Below are 17,955 nucleotides of genomic sequence, written 5' to 3'. Positions count from 1 at the left end.
CGTCAGGCGGTGATGTTCAAGGTGACAGGTCTATTTTCCCTGCTCTAAACATCCGGCGCTGACCCGGTGCGGATTTGATCTAATGGATGCGCCCACCGCGCCCGATACACCCCCGGCGCGCACTCCAGCCACCGCAAACACGCGCGGTTGAAACTCTGCACATCGCTGTACCCCAACCGATCCGAAATCTTCACCAATTCCAGCTCTGCCGCCTGCAACAAATCTTCCGCCCGGCAGCGACGGTACTCATCGAGCAGTTGCGAAAAAACTCCAGCCCAACGCTTTCAGCCGACGTGCCGCGGCGCGTTCCAGCAAGCGATGCTCAGCACAAAATCGTTGCCAATTGGCACTGGCGAGGTCAGCAATCAAATGGTCGCTCACTTGCTCCAGAATCGTCTGCTCACTATTGCGCCGGGTCTGCTCGAGCAAATCCACCAGCGTTTGTTCCAGCTCATGGTTGCCCGGTGTCAGCGCGGTCACGAACAGCTGCGGGTCCAGGCGAATCGAATGATGCGCCTGAGCCCATTGCACCGACGCGCGGAACGCTTGTTCCTGAGCTTGCGGATTGGCGGTCTTAGCCCACGCCAGACCAACGCCGAGCACAGGATCACGCTCCAGACCACTGGCGAGAGACTTGCGGCGCAGCATGCTGCACAGGCTGACGAGGAGGTAATCGGTGGTCGGCGCACCGGCTTTCAGGCTGCCGCAGTCGAGCAGGCGCAACTCGACGCCTTCTTCATCGCGCACGATCCGTGCCTGGAAATGCCCGTTGAAAAACGGGAAAAACCGCTCGAAATACACGCAGGCACTTACCAGCCTCCGAGGATAGGGCGCCCGCCATGCCGGACGACAATCGTCAACGGACAAAAACCATGCAGGGCCGCTATCCTTGCCTCACGCTTCTTCACGGAATTGCCCATGCTTTCGGTCCAAGGCGTCTTCAAAAGCTACGCCACCCCGCAAGGCCCGCTGCCGGTGCTGCAAGGCGTCGACCTGAGCCTGAAACCCGGCAGCAGCCTGGCGCTGATGGGCGAGTCGGGCAGTGGCAAAAGCACGTTGCTGCACCTGATCGCCGGACTGGACAAGGTCGACCGGGGCAGCATCCGCAGCGGTGAACATCGGCTGGAGCAGATGAACGAACGGCAACTGGCCCACTGGCGTCGTACCGAAATCGGTTTGGTGTTCCAGCAGTTCAATCTGATTGGCAGTTTGCGGGTCGAGGACAACCTGGCGTTTCAGGCGCGGCTGGCGGGGCGGCATGATCCGCGCTGGCAGGCGCATCTGGTGCAACGCCTGGGGCTGAGCGACGTGTTGCGACGTTATCCGGAGCAACTGTCCGGCGGCCAACAGCAGCGAGTCGCACTGGGCCGCGCGCTAGCGTCGCAGCCGAAACTGCTGCTGGCCGACGAACCCACCGGCAGCCTCGATGAAGCCACCAGCGACGAAGTGTTGAAGCTGCTCCTGGAATTGCTCGACAACACGTCCACCACGTTGTTGATGGTCACGCACAGCCCACGGGTAGCCGCGCGGCTGGCGGAAAAAGTGGTGCTGCACGGTGGCCGCCTGGCTGGCACGGACGAGCGCTGAGGTGCGGGTTTTTCGCGAGACAATGCGGGCGCTGCTGAGCCATTGGCGGCAGCACCCGGTGCAGTTTTTCAGCGTGCTGACCGGGTTGTGGCTCGCCACCAGTTTGCTCACGGGCGTGCAGGCGCTGAACAGCCAGGCGCGGGAGAGTTACGCGCGGGCCAGTCAGTTGATCGGTGGCGAACCGCTAGCCAGCCTCAGCGCGCCCGGAGGCGGGACGTTTTCTCAGGCGTTGTTTGTCGACTTGCGTCGTGCCGGTTGGCCGGTGTCGCCGGTGCTGCAAGGGCGGGTGACGCTCAAGGGTCATGAAGAGCAGCGCTTGCAGTTGATGGGCATTGAGCCGGTGTCGCTGCCCGCTGGCTCATCGGTGGCAGGGCAAGCGTTGCCGATTGAGCAGATTGTCGAGTTCTTCAGCGCGCCGGGCCGCACCTGGATTGCGCCGCAAACGATGCAAGCGTTGGGGTTGCAGGAAGGTGAACGTCCGCTGAGTTCGAACGGTGAGCCTCTGCCACCGCTGCACGCTCAAACGGACATGGCCCCCGGCGTGTTGCTGGTGGACATCGGCTTCGCCCAGCAGATTCTCGGTCTGCCGGATCAACTGTCGCGCTTGCTGCTGCCGAAGGATTTCAGCGGCCCGTTACCCGACGCGTTCAAGGATCAACTCCAGCTCAAGACCAGCGGCGAAGAGAACAACCTCGCACGCCTGACCGAAAGCTTTCACCTGAACCTCGACGCTTTGGGCTTTCTGTCCTTCGTGGTCGGCCTGTTCATCGTCCACGCGGCCATCGGCCTGGCACTGGAACAACGCCGAGGCCTGCTCAGAACCCTGCGCGCCTGTGGCGTCAGCGCGCGCATGCTCATCACCTGCCTGACGGTTGAACTTGGCGGTTTGGCGCTGATCGGCGGCCTCGCTGGCGTGATCAGCGGCTACCTGCTGGCGAGCGTGCTGTTGCCGGACGTCGCCGCCAGCCTGCGCGGCTTGTACGGTGCCGAAGTGGCGGGGCAGTTGAGCCTCAGCCCGTGGTGGTGGCTCAGCGGTGTCGGTCTGAGTGTGCTCGGTGCATTGCTGGCCGGCGCCAACAGCCTGCTGCGGGCGGCGCGTTTGCCGTTGCTGGCGCTGGCCGATCCACAAGCCTGGCATCAGGCCCACGCACGCTGGTTGCGGCGCCAGGGTTGGGTGGCGGCGACGGCAGCCGTGATTGCACTCAGCGCCTTGATCTGGGGCGACAGCCTGGCCAGCGGATTTGTATTGATGGCGGCGCTGTTGCTCGGCGCGGCACTGGCGTTGCCCGTGGTGCTCAATTCGGTGCTCAATCTGGTCTTGCAGCGCAGCCATTCGGTGCTTGGCCAATGGTTTATCGCCGATTGCCGTCAGCAACTGCCGGCACTGAGCCTGGCCTTGATGGCGCTGCTGTTGGCATTGGCGGCAAACATCGGCGCCGGCAGCATGACCGCCGGTTTCCGCGAGACGTTCAGCAACTGGCTCGAACAACGCCTGACCGCCGAGCTCTACGTCAATCCGCAAACCCCGGCGCAGTCTCGCGAGTTGAACACTTGGCTCAAACAGCAACCGCAACTCTCGGCGGTGCTGCCCAACTGGCAGGTGTCGATCCAGTTGCAGGGTTGGCCGGCGGATATTTTTGGCGTAATAGATCACCCGACCTATCGTCAGCATTGGCCGCTGCTGGAGTCCCTGGGCGACAACCCATGGGACCGACTGGCCAAGGACGACGCGCTGATGCTCAGCGAGCAACTGGCCCGACGCCTGAAAGTGCGCCTTGGCGATCACCTGACGATTCCCACGCCGGGCGGCCCTTGGTCGCCGCGCATCGTCGGCATCTACGCCGATTACGGCAACCCCAAGGGTCACTTGCTGGTCAACGTCAACCATCTGCTGCACGGCTGGCCACAGCAGGCGCCCAACCGTTTTAATCTGCGCATTGAGCCGGCATTGATCCCGGCATTCGTCACCGCGTTGCAGGCGCGTTTCGCGCTCGACGACAACCGCATTGTCGATCAGGCGCGCCTCAAGGGCTGGTCGACGCAAGTGTTCGAACGCACCTTCGCCGCCACCTCCGCGCTCAATAGTCTGACCCTGTGCGTAGCGGGCGTGGCGTTGTTCATCAGCCTGCTGACCCAAAGCCAAAGCCGCCTCGGGCAGTTGGCGCCGCTGTGGGCGCTGGGCGTGACGCGTCGGCAATTGATGCTGCTCAACCTCGGGCAAACCTGGTTGCTGGCAGTGTTGACGCTGGTGCTGGCGTTGCCGCTGGGGATCGCGCTGGCGTGGTGCCTGGATACGGTGATCAACGTCCAGGCATTCGGCTGGCGCCTGCCGTTGCGCGTGTTTCCGATGCAACTGTTGCAGTTGATGGGGCTGGCGTTGTTCGCGACGTTGCTGGCGTCGGCGTGGCCGTTGTATTCGCTGTATCGCACGCAACCGGCGGACCTGCTGAGGACGTTTGCTCATGAGGATTAAGGTCGGCTTGTTTTTATTGGTTTTGTTGAGCGGCTGCGATAACTCAGAGCCTGTCGAGAAAGGCTTCGCCGGTCTGGGGGGCGAGGCGGCGGCATTTACCCCGGTGATGCCGGGGCGGGTATTCAGCTTCCCGGCGGATCACGGGCCGCATGACGGTTTTCGCATCGAGTGGTGGTACGTCACCGCCAACCTCAAGGACGCGCAGGGCCGCGAGTTCGGCGTGCAATGGACGCTGTTTCGCAGCGCATTGAAAGCAGCGCCCGAAGTGGCCGGCTGGGCCAACCAGACGATCTGGCTGGGGCACGCGGCCGTGACCTCGGCGACGGTGCATCACGCGGCCGAACGTTACGCCCGTGGCGGCGTCGGCCAGGCTGGCGTGAGCGTGGCACCGTTCAATGCCTGGATCGATGACTGGCGTTTCAGCAGTCAGGGGGCTGATCCTCTGGCCGACGTTCAACTCAGCGCCCGGGACAAGGCTTTCGGTTACCAGCTTCGGCTGACGTCCACGCGCCCGCCGGTGCTTCAGGGCGATAAAGGTTTCAGCCAGAAATCCAAACAGGGCCAGGCGTCGTACTACTACAGTCAGCCGTTTTTTCAGGCCAGTGGCTCGCTGGACATCGAGGGCAAAACCTATCAAGTCAGCGGCCCGGCCTGGCTCGACCGCGAATGGAGCAGCCAGCCGCTAACCGCCAACCAGACGGGTTGGGACTGGTTTTCCCTGCACCTGGACAGCGGCGAACAAGTGATGCTCTACCGCATGCGCAACAAGGACGGCGAGCCTTACCTCACCGGCACGTGGATCGACGCTGATGGGCAGACTCAATCGTTGCACGCCGACGACATCCGCCTCACACCGCAAGACACCGCGAAGGTCGCTGGCCGAACGATGCCCGTGCGCTGGTCAATCAAAATCCCCGGCAAGCACCTCGACATCACCCTCAATGCCCTCAACCCCAACGCGTGGATGGGTTTGCGCATTCCGTATTGGGAGGGGCCGGTGCAACTGAGCGGCAGCCATGCCGGGCAGGGCTATCTGGAAATGACCGGTTATTGAGTCGGAACTCTCGGCAGATCGACATCCTCTTACGTTAACCAGCCCGTCCACAGGAGCCCGCCATGAGCGACGACCTCAAACCGCCAGACCTTGCCTCATGGCAACGCCTGTTCGACGACAAGGGTTACTGGCAGCAATCCCCCGACGCCCATTACGCCGAACTGCTGCGGGTGGCTGATGACTTGCTGGGGCAGGGCGCCATTGATCTCGAGCAGTGGCAGGAGTTGAAGGCCAGGGCCGAGCAATCGCACAAGGACTCGCCGGCCGTGAACGTCGCTCGGGAAGTTGATGATCCTGAAGCCTGAGCTTGAGCCTCAGGCGTCTGCGACGAACGAGAAAGGGATGCCTTGCTCACCACTTGGCTGACTTGGCCAAGGAAAGTGGAAAATGCACCGATAACGACAAATCCACTGCGTAAGAAACTGCAAAAACTCCCTGAAGAACGTCTATGCTCAGTGGCACATATCGCGCTGATGCCTGAGCCAGAGCGGTCTGCTGCCATTTATTACCAAGGAATGTATCGCCTATGAAACTCCACGCTCTGACCAAAGCCATCTCCCTCGCAACCTTGCTGTCCGCTGTCAGCCTCGGCGCCATGGCTGAAGATATCCCGCTGGCGGGCGTCGTGTTAGAGGATCAACTGACCGCCACCGTCGTCTCGGTCGACGCCGCAACCCATCAAGTCGTGCTCAAAGGGCCTGAAGGTAAAGAGGTTTCCGTACAACTGACCGACAAGGCGAAAAACCTCGCCAACTTGAAAGCCGGCGATCTCGTCGACATCAAAGTCGTTCACGCCGAAGCCGCCTACCTCGACACCGATATCGACAAGGGCCTGCCAGGCTCCACCGAACGTACAGGCGATGTTCGCGCCGCTCCAGGCTCGGAAAAACCGGCGGGTGAAGCTTACCGCCAGATCCAGGTCCAGCTGAAAATCACCCACATCGACGTGAAGAATCATAAGGTGACCTTCGAAGGTCCGAAGGGCAATTCCAAAACCGTTGATGTCGTAAGACCGGAAGTTCAAGCCAAACTCAAAGACCTGAAAGTCGGGCAAACCGTTGTCGTCACCTACACAGACATTCTGAAAGTGCACGCTCACACCAAAAGCTGAGCAGTGACTCTATGAAATGATTGTTCTTGTATAAGATTTTTGTACAAGAACAATCAGTTTTAATGTTCTGGGTAGTGAGTTTTGGTGGTGGTTTGAATAGTATTGCAACCGACATTTTGTTAAACATTGTGTTTACAAATTTCATGTTCGCTTAGCGGACATATCCGCAAACTTCTATTAAAATGTCCCCGTTCGCCCAGTGTCACGGCTCTTTACCAGTGCATGGAATGCCGAGGCCATAGCACTGGGCGGACACCTTCTGTTGAAGTGATGGCAATGAATATATAAAAAACGGGCGATCGTATGATCGCCCGTTTTTTTATGTGGCTTGTTTTTGTAAACGTCGGCCGATGATGTCCAGCAAGTCACAGCCGTCGCGCAGTGGAATTGCAATTACGCGGGCGAAGTCCTGAAGTAGCGCGTTGTCACCCTTCAGCGAGTCACTCAAGGACAGAGTTTCCACCAGTTGGGTCACGCTGCGGATTCGGTATGCCGCCGAGTCGTGCAACACATCTAGGGGCGCTTCCGTATCAATCAGCAGGGAAGGGATCAGGCAGTCGATGCCGGTGATGGGCATGTATCGAGCCATGGTTGGGCCTCCTTCTCTCAAGATAGGGTGCTTCAGGGGGGATGCGTCGCCAGGAGGGTTGAGGTTGTCCAGTGCACGGTTCACCAACAATTCGCCTACTACCGCCAGTTGCTGGATGGATAGCGCCAGGCTGCGGTGTGAACCTTCGAGTTTGCAGGCCAGGTCGGTGGTGAGGACGTTGAGTGAAGCGAGGGTTTCGCAGGCGTGGCTAAGCAGGGTTTCGGTGTCTATGTTGGGGAGGATGGTGAAGACGTGGCTGATGGGGTCGGGGGTGTTTGGGTCGCGGAGGCGGGCGCTGACGGTGCGTGGGGTGGTTTGGCTGAGATCGATTGGGTCGAGGGAATCGGGTGGGCATTTTTTCATGGTGAAGCTCCTGTAGGGACGGAGCCGCAAAGCGGTATTTGCATGCCTTGATCGTGTTCGGTCTGTCAAAACCGGTCGCTGAGGTTGCAGCGGCTGGGGGAGGTTAGCTGGGGGAGTGGGGGGTTACAAGTTCATGGAGGTGTCGATAGGGGGTGTGGGAAATTTCTGAAGCATGGAGCTATCATCAAGAGTGGGGACGGGTTTCATTTTTCTCTTTGAAAATAAATCCGTCCCCTTAGTTTTTTTGTTTCTTGTCCAGATTTTTTCATGTTGCTTTTATTGGTTTTATGTTTTCAGATTTTCCAAGGCAAGGGAGATTGTTTTATGAAGCTCTTCCCAGTTTTTTGCTTTTTCGCTAGAAGCAGGGTGCTCCCAGTCGTGTGCTTTTATTAGGGAAACTCTAAATGTACCGTTTTCACTGAATTCGGGATACCAGCCTATATCAATAATTTGATCTTTAGGGAAGGTGGCTTGAAATAGATCTTCCTTTAAGTCGTCAATAATCAATGATGTGTCGATAGACTGGTTGAGCTGAGACAAGTCATCAAGTGTGATTTTTCCACCATATTCAATTATTTTTTTGGTGTCCATTTAGTTTCTACGATTTGAGTGTGAAAAGTGAAAGTGAATAGGGGACGGATTCTGAGAAATCCCCGCTTTTTCCTACGAGAAATCAAGAAGTTGGGAATTGAAGAGACCTGCATGGGTCGGCAGCTTGTATTGCACCACACAAAAACAAGATCCCGATCCCATGCAGGCCATCCGATTCTTACACAGCGCGCTCGCTCAAGCACTTCCCACTGTCCATTCTCGTCGCCTAAAAACACTGATGTGTTGTGTCAGTTCGTTACTGCGCGGGCGTCGTCTAACGCTGACAGGATTGGGCCGATTCATGTCAGGCAAGGCCTATCCCAAACACGCCATCAAACGAGTGGATCGANCTGAGAAATCCCCGCTTTTTCCTACGAGAAATCAAGAAGTTGGGAATTGAAGAGACCTGCATGGGTCGGCAGCTTGTATTGCACCACACAAAAACAAGATCCCGATCCCATGCAGGCCATCCGATTCTTACACAGCGCGCTCGCTCAAGCACTTCCCACTGTCCATTCTCGTCGCCTAAAAACACTGATGTGTTGTGTCAGTTCGTTACTGCGCGGGCGTCGTCTAACGCTGACAGGATTGGGCCGATTCATGTCAGGCAAGGCCTATCCCAAACACGCCATCAAACGAGTGGATCGATTGCTCGGTAATCGTCATTTGCAAACAGAGCGTTCGCTGTTTTATTGGGTCATGTTGCGAGCCTTGCTGGGGCCTCTGAAACATCCCTTGATTTTGGTCGACTGGTCACCGATTGACGCGGCAGGAGAGTTCTTTTTATTACGCGCCGCGATCCCCTTGGCAGGGCGCTCGTTTCCTATTTACGAAAGCGTCCACGAGCGTGAAGGCTGTCCGAAATATCAAAAGAAATTGCTGCAAACGCTGGCCGAAATGCTCCCCAAAGACTGTGTGCCAATCCTTGTGGCCGATGCCGGTTTTCGACGGCCCTGGATCAAGGCTGTTGAGGCGCAAGGCTGGTATTACGTGGCTCGGGTGCGCAACCGCGACCTCTACCGCAGCGACTCACACACTTGGTTGCCAGTGAAAAATCTCTACGCGTTGGCGTCATCTTCACCGNATTACGCGCCGCGATCCCCTTGGCAGGGCGCTCGTTTCCTATTTACGAAAGCGTCCACGAGCGTGAAGGCTGTCCGAAATATCAAAAGAAATTGCTGCAAACGCTGGCCGAAATGCTCCCCAAAGACTGTGTGCCAATCCTTGTGGCCGATGCCGGTTTTCGACGGCCCTGGATCAAGGCTGTTGAGGCGCAAGGCTGGTATTACGTGGCTCGGGTGCGCAACCGCGACCTCTACCGCAGCGACTCACACACTTGGTTGCCAGTGAAAAATCTCTACGCGTTGGCGTCATCTTCACCGAAGTCACTAGGCCAGATCGAGATGACGCAAAGCGCACCGCATTTCATTCATTTGTACTGCGTCCGGCACCGTGCCAAGGGGCGAAAACATCAGCGCGTCACAGGCTCAATCGCCAAAAATAAACTCAGTAGACAATCGGCCAATCGTGAACGAGAGCCTTGGTTGTTGGCCAGCAATCTACCGGAGGATCAGTGGAATCCATCGAAAATCGTGGCCATTTACTAGCAACGGATGCAGATAGAAGAAGGCTTCCGGGATGTGAAAAGCGAACACTTCGGTGTTGGCGTAACTCGCCATCGAAGTCACTGCCCGCGCCGAATTGAAGTGCTCTTACTGATTGCGGCTTTGGCCAACTACATCATCTGTTTGACCGGACTACAGGCCCGTGAAGCAGGTCATGAACAACGCTTTCAAAGTAATAGCCTTAAGCATCGGCGGGTGTTGTCGCTATGGCGGCTAGGGCTGGAATACTGGCGTAGCGGACGCGGTTCAAAGTCTCGAAGAACCTTGGAGAGACTTGAGCACGCGTTGAGAAACGAGGTGCATCAGCAAGCACAGGCGCTAACGTAGATTTGTGGGGATCTCTCAGGGACGGATCTATTTTTCGTCAGTATCCCTGGCGGCGTAGTCCGATTAAACAGCGGTGTTTAATCGACACCTCCAGAAACTCTCTCAGGCTACACAACCTTGCGCCGTTGCCTACGACTGCGCCAGAATCCGCCGGCTTGTGCGCCTTGGGCCTGGGTCTTATCGTTTCCCCGTCGCTGAAAAACAGCGATGGGGTTTGGTAGCCCGGGTCTCTAGTCGCAAAGCACTGCCTTTTGCCGAGATTTTTCGTCTCGTCTTTATGGTGGTCATGCGCAGGGCATCTTCGGGTGCGCCGTTTTCCTAGAGCCCGGTCTACCAACCTGCGTATGGCCACCACCCCTCGTTTGGTAGCGAGAGTGATGGCTCCTTTATAAGTGCTTTAGGAGTTTCATCTATGTTCAAGATCACACCGAACCCGCCAGAAACCGAAACCGACGACGTTTCCCCCTACGAATCCACCGATTCCAAAAAGCTCAACACCGCCGCCGACCGCGCCCTCGATTACTACCTCAAACCGGTCATCCCCAAAGACACCCCACGCAAACCCAGCACCATCTACTTCGTCGGGCCCGACACCGATCACGAAACCCTGCTGGTCAACGCCTGTGAGACATTGGCGTCAGCGAGTGTGATGTTGAATGATTTCGCCGGGCAGTTGAACGGTACACAGCGCCATACCCTGCTTGGTATTCAACACTCCGTGATGCTGGGCGAACTGGCGGTGAACCGGATGTTGGATAACGTCGACCCTCATAGCTAACACAGTCCCTGTGGCGAGGGAGCTTGCTCCCGCTGGGCTGCGAAGCGGCCCCAAAATCCCAAGCTGTCTGGAGATCTTGCGAGCGCTGCGCACTCGAGCGGGAGCAAGCTCCCTCGCCACAAAAATGTGTCTTCCCACAACAGCGTGTTTGCGCTTGAGAAATGAAAAACGGCCCGAAAGGGCCGTTTTTGTTCTCGCTGAAATTACATCCGCAACGTGCGCGTCATGCGCAGCGCCAGCAAGCTGCCACACACAATCACACCCGCCAGCAGATACAGCGCGGCATCGGTCGAACCAGTGCTGTCCTTGACCCAACCCACCAGATACGGGCTCAGGAACCCCGCCATCTGCCCCATCGAGTTGATCAGCGCCAAACCACCCGCCGCCGCACCCGCACTCAACAGCGCCGTCGGCACCGGCCAGAACATCGGCAGGCCGGTGAGGGCGCCCATGGTGGCGATGGTCAAGCCGAGAATCGCGATGGCCGGCGTGGCGGCGAAGTTCACCGCGATCAACAGACCCACCGCGCCCATCAACATCGGCACCACCAAGTGCCAGCGTCGTTCCTTGCGCAGGTCCGCCGAGCGGCCGACCAGCAACATGAACACCGCCGCCAACAGGTACGGAATCGCACTCAACCAGCCAATCACCAGGTTGTCGCTGAAACCGAGATTCTTGATGATCGACGGCAGCCAGAAGTTGATCGCATACACGCCGCTCTGGATGCAGAAGTAAATCAAACCGAACGCCCAGATCGCCGGGTTCTTGAATACCGCCAACAGCGAGTCAGTGGTGGTTTTCGGTTTGTTCGCCAAGTCTTCAGCGTGGTCGGCTTCCAGCACCGAACGCTCGAAAGGCGTGAGCCATTTGGCGTTGGCGTAGCTGTCACTCAGCAGGAAATAGGCGAGGGCGCCGAGGATCACGGTCGGAATGCCTTGCAGCAGGAACATCCACTGCCAGCCCGCCAAACCGGCCTGGCCTGCACCGAAGTGGTTGAGGATCCAGCCGGAGAACGGGCTGCCGAGCAGGCCGGACACGGGGATCGCCGACATGAACAGCGCCATGATGCGGCCACGGCGGAAGGTCGGGAACCACTGCGAGAGGTAAAGCACCACGCCCGGGAAGAACCCGGCTTCGGCCGCGCCGGTGAACAGGCGCAAGGTATAGAACTCGGTCGGGGTGGTGACGAACAGCAGGCAGGTCGAGAGCGTGCCCCAGACGATCATCATCAGCGCGATCCAGCGCCGTGGGCCGAATTTGGTCAGGGCCAGGTTGCTCGGCACGCCGCACAGCACGTAGCCGATGAAGAAGATCCCGGCGCCGAGGCCGTACACGGTTTCGCTGAATTTCAGTGCGTCGAGCATCTGCAGTTTGGCGAATCCAACGTTGACCCGGTCGAGGTAGTTGAACAGGTAGCAGATGAAGATGAAGGGGATCAAACGCAGGGTGATGCGTTTGTAGACGGCGTTTTTGTCGTCAACGATGGCCTGGGTAGCGGCGGCGCTCTGTGACATGGCGGGCTCTCTCTTTATTATGATTTTTTGCGATGCGCAGGGTAACGTTGATCGCCCAGAGAGTCTCGGCCACGCTTCGGGTTGTTGTCTTTGTGCCTGAGCACAGGGTTTGCGACCAAGGCCTGTGCGGGTGAACAACCCGTCCCACCCCGTTTTCAAGGATCCCGATATGTTCGAACTCGATCACGACCTGGCCCAGGACATCGTCGACCGGGCGATGGCCATCCTGCCGTACAACGTCAACGTCATGGACAGCCAGGGATTGATTCTCGGCAGCGGCGAACCGGAGCGCATCAACACCCGCCACGAGGGCGCGCAACTGGTGCTGGCCAACGGCCGGGTAGTGGAAATCGACGCGCAGACTGCGATTCATCTCAAGGGTGTGCAGCCGGGCATTAACTTGCCGCTGCTGCTGGATGGGCGTTTGATTGGTGTGCTCGGCATTACCGGCGAGCCCGAGGCGCTGCGTACCTATGCCGAGCTGGTGCGAATGACTGCCGAAATGCTGGTCGGCCAGCGTAACCAGCAAGCCGAACAGCAATGGCGGCGTCAGCGTTGCGACGATCTGCTCGCGTTGCTGCTGAGTGAGGCGGGGGACTCGCCGCGCTTGCTCGACGAAGCGCAGCAATTGGGGCTCAAGCCGCAGATGACGCGGGTGCCTTACCTGTTTGAAATGGGCATGGAACACGGCCCGGCGCAAACCGTTGAAGCGCTGAGCGCCTGGCTGACCTCGCGTTACCCGGACAGTTGGTGCGTGAGTTCGGCGAAGTCGTCGTTGTTGTGGTGCCGGCCGGCCTCGCAATCCATCGAGAATGATCGGCTGCTGGAAAAACTCGACGGCCTTGGCTGGAATATTCTGCGTATTGCTGTGGGCGGGCAGGCCGATGGCTTGTCCGGGCTGCGGCGCTGTTACCGGCGTGTGGGTGACTTACTGGCGTATGGGCGCGATGTGTTGCCGCGTTCGCGCTTGCTGACGCTGACCCGTTATCGATTGCCGGTGATGTTGTGGCGGCATCGCAATGACGATGCGCTGGACGAACTGCTTAAACCGCTGCGCAAAGTCATCGCCAAGGATGGTAACGGCCAACTGTTGGCGACGCTGCGCAGTTGGTGTGATCACGACGGGCAGAGCCAGGCGTGTGCTGATGCGTTGGGGATTCATCGCAACAGCTTGCGCTATCGGATGGAGCGGATTGCCGAGTTGAGTGGGGTGGATCCGCTGAAGCTGGACGGCATGCTCGCGCTCTACCTCGGCGTGCAGCTTCTGCCGGAAACAGAGTGAGGGTGTGTGGTGATATCACGGACGCCATCGCGAGCCAGCTCGGCTCCACAGTGGACTTGCGATGTTCACAAAACCCCTGTGGGCGCCAAGCTTGCTCGCGATGACGGACTAACAGCCAACATCAATACCGGATCGGTACGCACGGTTTTGTGAAAATGAACAATAAACGCCACCCCCACTTGTGCAGCGGACTGGCGTTATTGTCCGGTGCTACTGGCAGCATGGAGCGCATTGGAACTGGAGAATTCGCATGAAAATCGTCATCGCCCCCGATTCGTTCAAGGACAGCCTCAGCGCCCAAGGGGTGGCCGACGCCATTGCGTTGGGCCTCGCCACTGTTTGGCCGAACGCGCAATTGGTCAAATGTCCAATGGCCGACGGTGGCGAAGGCACGGTCGAGTCGATTCTGGCGGCGTGCGAGGGCGAATTGCGCCGCACGAATGTCCGGGGGCCGCTCGGCGCAACCGTCAACGCCGCATGGGGCTGGCTGCCGCACAACCACACCGCGATCATCGAAATGGCCGAGGCCAGTGGCTTGCAATTGGTCCCACTGGAAAAACGCGATGCGTGCGTCAGCAGCACCTTCGGCACCGGCGAACTGATTCGCGCCGCCCTCGATGCCGGGGCGCAACGGGTGATTCTGGCGATTGGCGGCAGCGCCACCAATGATGGCGGCGCCGGGGCCATGCAGGCGCTGGGCGTGAAGTTGCTGGATGCACAGGGGCAATCCCTGGCACCGGGCGGTTTGGCGTTGGCGCATCTGGAGCGCATTGATCTGAGCAACATTGACCCGCGTCTGGCTGAAGTGCGCTTCGACATTGCAGCCGATGTCACCAATCCACTGTGCGGTCCCCACGGCGCTTCAGTCATTTTCGGCCCACAAAAAGGCGCATCTCCCGAACAAGTTAAGCAACTGGATAACGCACTTGGACACTTTGCCGAACGGTGCGCTGATGCATTGGGTCGCGACGTCAAGGACGAACCGGGCAGCGGCGCCGCGGGCGGTCTGGGATTTGCCGCCAAGGCGTTTCTCGGCGCGCAATTTCAGGCCGGCGTGGACGTGGTTGCCGAATTGGTCGGCTTGGCGCAAGCCATGCAGGGCGCCGACCTGGTGATTACCGGCGAAGGGCGATTCGATGCGCAGACCTTGCGCGGCAAGACACCGTTCGGCGTGGCGCGGATTGCCCGGCACAATGGCGTGCCGGTGATCGTGATCGCGGGCACGTTGGGCGAGGGTTATCAGGCGTTGTACGAGCACGGCATCGATGCGGCGTTTGCCTTGGCGAGTGGGCCGATGACGCTGGAACAGGCGTGCGCCGAAGCACCACGGTTGTTGCAAGACCGCGCCCGCGACATCGCACGGGTCTGGCGAATCGCAGTTCGCTCTGACTGACCCCGATCTGGAGGAAAAATGATTCTCTGTGGCGAGGGAGCTTGCTCCCGCTGGGCTGCGTAGCGGCCCCAAAAAGCGACGGCTGCTGCGCACCCGAGCGGGAGCAAGCTCCCTCGCCACAAGAGCGTGCCCCATTCAGGTGCTTCATACCCCCTCGAAATATATTTCGCCAACCCCCGCAAAAATCCTCATCTTCGGCCGATACAGCCTATAGACGCTCACACACCCGATTCGACAGTGGCGCCGAGCTGAAGGAACGCCCCTTCAGTGATCACCGGCAAGGATGCTCGCAGCCTCAATCATCCGAGAATCATCCTATGTCCCTGCGTAATCTGAATATCGCGCCACGAGCTTTCCTCGGTTTTGCCTTCATTGCCTTGCTCGTCATCGTGCTGGGTGTGTTTGCCGTGAACCGCATGTCGATCATCCGCCAAGCCTCCATTGATATGGAAAGCACGCAGTTACCCAGTGTCGGCTTTCTGGGCAACATGACCGAAAACGTCTTGCGGCTGCGGATTCTTTCTTTCCGTGTGTTGATTAACCGCGAACCCGCCGCTTTGCAGGAAGCCCAGACACGCATCGGCGTCCTGATGGATAAACTGCGTAGCGCCCAGGCCAGTTACGCGGCCTTGCCCGCTCAGCCAGATGAAGCTGCGCTGTACAAAACCTTTTTGGGCACGCTGGATAGCTATATACAAGCCCAGAACCAGATGATGGACCTGTCCCGGCAGAATCAGCTGGACGAGATGCGCACCCTGATCAATACACGGATCAAGGACGGCACCGACCAAATGGGCGAGCAACTCAATAAGCTGGTCGCGCTCAACAACAGCTACGCCAAAGCCGCTTCCGCTGAGGCAGGCGAGCATTACAGCAGCGCGATTACCGGCATCGTCGTGGTCGCTGTGATCGCTGCGCTGTTGACCGTGTTGCTGGCCTGGCTGCTGACCCGCAGCATCGTCACCCCGCTGAACCGCGCGGTGCAGGCGGCCGAAACCATCGCCGGCGGCAACCTCACCAAAGCCATCGAGATTGACGGCAAGGACGAACCGGCCCGTTTGCTCGGCGCCTTGGCCGCCATGCAAACCAACCTGCGCCAAACCATCGAACAGATCGCCGGTTCCGCCACGCAACTGGGCGCCGCCGCTGAAGAACTCAGCACCGTGACCGAGGAAGCCTCTCGCGGCCTGCAACAGCAAAACAACGAAATCGAACAAGCCGCCACTGCCGTCAACGAAATGACCGCCGCCGTGGAAGAAGTCGCGCGCAACGCGGTGTCGACGTCCGAAGCTTCCAGCCAGTCGACCCAAGCGGCGCGCGAAGGTCGTGACCGTGTGGTGGAAACTGTCAACGCAATCCAGACCATGACCCACGACGTGCAAAACACCTCGGTGATGATCGAAGGCCTGGCCGCTCAGGGCCGTGATATCGGCAAGGTGCTGGACGTGATCCGCGCCATTGCCGAACAAACCAACCTCTTGGCGCTTAACGCCGCCATCGAAGCCGCCCGGGCCGGTGAAGCCGGACGGGGTTTTGCCGTGGTGGCCGATGAGGTGCGGGCATTGGCCCATCGCACTGCGCAGTCGACCCAGGAAATCGAAAAAATGGTCGCCGGCATCCAGAACGGCACCGGCGAAGCGGTTTCGTCGATGCAGCAAAGCAACCAGCGCACCCAAAGCACCCTGGAAATGGCCCGCGCCGCCGGTGTCGCGCTGGAGCAGATCACCCAGTCGATCCACTTGATCAACGAACGCAACCTGGTGATCGCCAGCGCTTCGGAAGAACAGGCGCAGGTGTCCCGCGAAGTCGACCGCAACCTGGTGAACATCCGCGACCTGGCCCTCCAGTCCGCCACCGGTGCCAACCAGACCAGCGTCGCCACCCATGAACTGTCGCGTCTGGCGGTGGATTTGAACGCGATGGTGGCGCGTTTCGTGATTTGAGGTAGGGTTGAGGCTGGAGTCCGCGCGCGACAGGAGAACGACATGCGCTATTCAGCCTTGACCCAACGAATCGCTGGTGACGGAGCGGCAGCCTGGCAGATTCATGACCGAGCGCTGGACATGCGCGAGCAGGGCATTGATGTCCTGCTGCTGTCGATCGGCGACCCGGATTTCGACACGCCACCACCGATTGTCCAGGCCGCCATCAACAGCTTGCAGGCCGGCGACACCCATTACCCGGAGGTGCGCGGCAGTCGTGGACTGCGCAGCAGCATCGCCCGGCGCCATCGTCAGCGCAGTGGCCAGGCGGTGGACGCCGATCATGTGATCGTGTTTCCGGGGGCGCAATGCGCCGTGTACTCGGTTGCGCAATGCCTGCTCGATCCGGGCGATGAAGTGATCGTCGCCGAGCCAATGTACGTGACCTATGAAGGCGTTTTCGGCGCCTGTGCCGCCAAAGTAGTGCCGGTGGCGGTGCGCCCGGAGAACGGCTTTCGCGTCGACCCGTCGGACGTCGCGGCACTGATTACGCCGAAAACCCGGGTCATCCTGCTCAACAGTCCCAACAATCCATCCGGCGCCAGTTTGCCGCTGTCCACCTGGCAAGCGCTCGCCGCGTTGTGCGTGCGCCATGACCTGTGGTTGATCAGCGATGAGGTCTACAGCGATCTGCTGTTCGAGGGCGAACACACCAGCCCCGCGAGTTTGCCCGGCATGGCCGAGCGTACCGCGACCATCAATAGCCTGTCCAAATCCCACGCTATGAGCGGCTGGCGGGTCGGCTGGGTGATTGGCCCGAAACCCATGGCCGAGCATTTGGTGAATCTGTCGTTGTGCATGTTGTTCGGGATTCCAGACTTTATCCAGAACGCGGCGCAATTGGCGCTGGATCAGGACCTGCCGGAAGTGGCGATGATGCGTGAGGAATATCGTCAGCGCCGGGATCTGGTGTGTACGCGGTTGAGCGGTTGCCCCGGTATCCGGCCAATCCGTCCCGATGGCGGGATGTTTGTGATGGTCGATGTGCGCCAGACCGGGGTCGGCGCCCAAGGTTTTGCCGAACGATTGCTGGAGGGTTATGGCGTGTCCGTACTGGCTGGCGAGGCGTTCGGGCCGAGTGCGGCGGGGCATATCCGGATCGGGTTGGTGGTGGATCAAGTGAAACTGGCGGATGCGTGTCGGCGGATTGCGCTGTGTGCGGCAGATTTGTTAGAAGCGCGTAGAGCCTGAAAGATTTTCGGCGAACTTGATGGCCCCTTCGCGAGCAAGCCCGCTCCCACATTAATTTTGTGTCGTTCACAAATCAAATGTGGGAGCGGGCTTGC

General features: G+C 59.3%; 15 protein-coding genes and 3 pseudogenes. 12 read left to right on the top strand and 6 right to left on the bottom strand.

Features of this window, described 5'->3' with window-relative positions:
- Positions 1–44 precede the first annotated feature (44 nt).
- Both EAH78_RS32840 and EAH78_RS21180 read right to left on the bottom strand, forming a co-directional pair.
- Complete coding sequence (locus EAH78_RS32840) at positions 45–218, bottom strand: helix-turn-helix domain-containing protein (protein ID WP_240051922.1); 174 nt, start codon at positions 216–218, stop codon at positions 45–47.
- A gap of 28 nt (positions 219–246) precedes the next feature.
- Positions 247–801: a hypothetical protein gene (locus tag EAH78_RS21180; protein WP_240051918.1), complete on the bottom strand. Its 555-nt coding sequence runs from the start codon at positions 799–801 to the stop codon at positions 247–249.
- A gap of 117 nt (positions 802–918) precedes the next feature.
- Between EAH78_RS21180 and EAH78_RS21175 the strand changes: the two genes are divergently transcribed.
- The 5 genes from EAH78_RS21175 to EAH78_RS21155 all read left to right on the top strand — a co-directional run bounded on the left by EAH78_RS21175 (position 919) and on the right by EAH78_RS21155 (position 6,225).
- The gene (locus tag EAH78_RS21175; protein ID WP_140669276.1) at positions 919–1,587 is read left to right on the top strand and encodes an ABC transporter ATP-binding protein; all 669 of its coding nucleotides are present in this window, start codon (positions 919–921) and stop codon (positions 1,585–1,587) included.
- A 1-nt stretch (position 1,588) separates the two neighbouring features.
- On the top strand, positions 1,589–4,060 hold the full coding sequence (locus EAH78_RS21170) for an ABC transporter permease (RefSeq protein ID WP_140669275.1): 2,472 nt from the start codon (positions 1,589–1,591) through the stop codon (positions 4,058–4,060).
- The gene (locus EAH78_RS21165) at positions 4,050–5,114 is read left to right on the top strand and encodes a lipocalin-like domain-containing protein (RefSeq protein ID WP_140669274.1); all 1,065 of its coding nucleotides are present in this window, start codon (positions 4,050–4,052) and stop codon (positions 5,112–5,114) included. The genes EAH78_RS21170 and EAH78_RS21165 overlap by 11 nt, the downstream gene beginning before the upstream one ends.
- Before the next feature lie 62 nt (positions 5,115–5,176).
- The gene (locus EAH78_RS21160; protein ID WP_140669273.1) at positions 5,177–5,419 is read left to right on the top strand and encodes a hypothetical protein; all 243 of its coding nucleotides are present in this window, start codon (positions 5,177–5,179) and stop codon (positions 5,417–5,419) included.
- Between the two features lie 221 nt (positions 5,420–5,640).
- Positions 5,641–6,225: a hypothetical protein gene (locus tag EAH78_RS21155; protein WP_140669272.1), complete on the top strand. Its 585-nt coding sequence runs from the start codon at positions 5,641–5,643 to the stop codon at positions 6,223–6,225.
- 319 nt (positions 6,226–6,544) lie between these two features.
- Here the strand turns inward: EAH78_RS21155 and EAH78_RS21150 are convergent, their stop codons facing one another.
- The 3 genes and pseudogenes from EAH78_RS21150 to EAH78_RS21140 all read right to left on the bottom strand — a co-directional run bounded on the left by EAH78_RS21150 (position 6,545) and on the right by EAH78_RS21140 (position 7,768).
- Positions 6,545–6,814, bottom strand: a complete 270-nt coding sequence (locus EAH78_RS21150) for a hypothetical protein (protein WP_140669367.1) — start codon at positions 6,812–6,814, stop codon at positions 6,545–6,547.
- 39 nt (positions 6,815–6,853) lie between these two features.
- Positions 6,854–7,177, bottom strand: a pseudogene (locus tag EAH78_RS21145) (DUF6124 family protein); the annotation flags it as partial.
- Positions 7,178–7,462: 285 nt separating this feature from the next.
- A complete protein-coding gene (locus tag EAH78_RS21140) occupies positions 7,463–7,768 on the bottom strand; it encodes a hypothetical protein (protein WP_140669271.1) in 306 nt (101 codons plus the stop codon).
- A 600-nt stretch (positions 7,769–8,368) separates the two neighbouring features.
- Here EAH78_RS21140 and EAH78_RS32830 point away from each other — a divergent pair.
- The 3 genes and pseudogenes from EAH78_RS32830 to EAH78_RS21125 all read left to right on the top strand — a co-directional run.
- A pseudogene (locus EAH78_RS32830) lies at positions 8,369–8,809 on the top strand (transposase); the annotation flags it as partial.
- A gap of 44 nt (positions 8,810–8,853) precedes the next feature.
- Positions 8,854–9,720: pseudogene (locus EAH78_RS32825) on the top strand (IS4 family transposase); the annotation flags it as partial.
- A 412-nt stretch (positions 9,721–10,132) separates the two neighbouring features.
- Entirely contained in the window at positions 10,133–10,498 is a 366-nt protein-coding gene (locus EAH78_RS21125; RefSeq protein ID WP_140669268.1) for a DUF6124 family protein, read from the top strand.
- Positions 10,499–10,701: 203 nt separating this feature from the next.
- Here EAH78_RS21125 and EAH78_RS21120 read toward each other — a convergent pair whose 3' ends face one another.
- Positions 10,702–12,012 (bottom strand): MFS transporter, encoded by a 1,311-nt coding sequence (locus EAH78_RS21120; protein ID WP_140669267.1) that lies wholly within the window; start codon positions 12,010–12,012, stop codon positions 10,702–10,704.
- Between the two features lie 169 nt (positions 12,013–12,181).
- Here EAH78_RS21120 and EAH78_RS21115 point away from each other — a divergent pair, with 169 nt between their 5' ends.
- From EAH78_RS21115 to EAH78_RS21100, 4 genes are all read left to right on the top strand, one after another.
- Positions 12,182–13,294, top strand: a complete 1,113-nt coding sequence (locus tag EAH78_RS21115; protein WP_140669266.1) for a sugar diacid recognition domain-containing protein — start codon at positions 12,182–12,184, stop codon at positions 13,292–13,294.
- A 250-nt stretch (positions 13,295–13,544) separates the two neighbouring features.
- Entirely contained in the window at positions 13,545–14,687 is a 1,143-nt protein-coding gene (locus tag EAH78_RS21110) for a glycerate kinase (protein WP_140669265.1), read from the top strand.
- 317 nt (positions 14,688–15,004) lie between these two features.
- The gene (locus tag EAH78_RS21105; RefSeq protein WP_140669264.1) at positions 15,005–16,630 is read left to right on the top strand and encodes a methyl-accepting chemotaxis protein; all 1,626 of its coding nucleotides are present in this window, start codon (positions 15,005–15,007) and stop codon (positions 16,628–16,630) included.
- A 42-nt stretch (positions 16,631–16,672) separates the two neighbouring features.
- Positions 16,673–17,860 (top strand): pyridoxal phosphate-dependent aminotransferase, encoded by a 1,188-nt coding sequence (locus EAH78_RS21100; RefSeq protein WP_140669263.1) that lies wholly within the window; start codon positions 16,673–16,675, stop codon positions 17,858–17,860.
- The last annotated feature ends 95 nt before the right edge of the window (positions 17,861–17,955 follow it).

Origin of the sequence: Pseudomonas arsenicoxydans (genome assembly GCF_006438915.1) — a bacterium.
GTDB lineage: Bacteria > Pseudomonadota > Gammaproteobacteria > Pseudomonadales > Pseudomonadaceae > Aquipseudomonas > Aquipseudomonas arsenicoxydans_A.
Note: the sequence above shows the minus strand (reverse complement) of the source record. Positions and strands in the feature narration are given on the sequence as shown.

Coding starts and splice junctions, on each gene's coding strand:
- EAH78_RS21140 (WP_140669271.1), bottom strand. CDS start 7,768: ATGGACACCAAAAAAATAATTGAATATGGTGGAAAAATCACACTTGAT.
- EAH78_RS21175 (WP_140669276.1), top strand. CDS start 919: ATGCTTTCGGTCCAAGGCGTCTTCAAAAGCTACGCCACCCCGCAAGGC.
- EAH78_RS21120 (WP_140669267.1), bottom strand. CDS start 12,012: ATGTCACAGAGCGCCGCCGCTACCCAGGCCATCGTTGACGACAAAAAC.
- EAH78_RS21165 (WP_140669274.1), top strand. CDS start 4,050: ATGAGGATTAAGGTCGGCTTGTTTTTATTGGTTTTGTTGAGCGGCTGC.
- EAH78_RS21155 (WP_140669272.1), top strand. CDS start 5,641: ATGAAACTCCACGCTCTGACCAAAGCCATCTCCCTCGCAACCTTGCTG.
- EAH78_RS21160 (WP_140669273.1), top strand. CDS start 5,177: ATGAGCGACGACCTCAAACCGCCAGACCTTGCCTCATGGCAACGCCTG.
- EAH78_RS21105 (WP_140669264.1), top strand. CDS start 15,005: ATGTCCCTGCGTAATCTGAATATCGCGCCACGAGCTTTCCTCGGTTTT.
- EAH78_RS21125 (WP_140669268.1), top strand. CDS start 10,133: ATGTTCAAGATCACACCGAACCCGCCAGAAACCGAAACCGACGACGTT.
- EAH78_RS21110 (WP_140669265.1), top strand. CDS start 13,545: ATGAAAATCGTCATCGCCCCCGATTCGTTCAAGGACAGCCTCAGCGCC.
- EAH78_RS21100 (WP_140669263.1), top strand. CDS start 16,673: ATGCGCTATTCAGCCTTGACCCAACGAATCGCTGGTGACGGAGCGGCA.
- EAH78_RS21150 (WP_140669367.1), bottom strand. CDS start 6,814: ATGGCTCGATACATGCCCATCACCGGCATCGACTGCCTGATCCCTTCC.
- EAH78_RS21115 (WP_140669266.1), top strand. CDS start 12,182: ATGTTCGAACTCGATCACGACCTGGCCCAGGACATCGTCGACCGGGCG.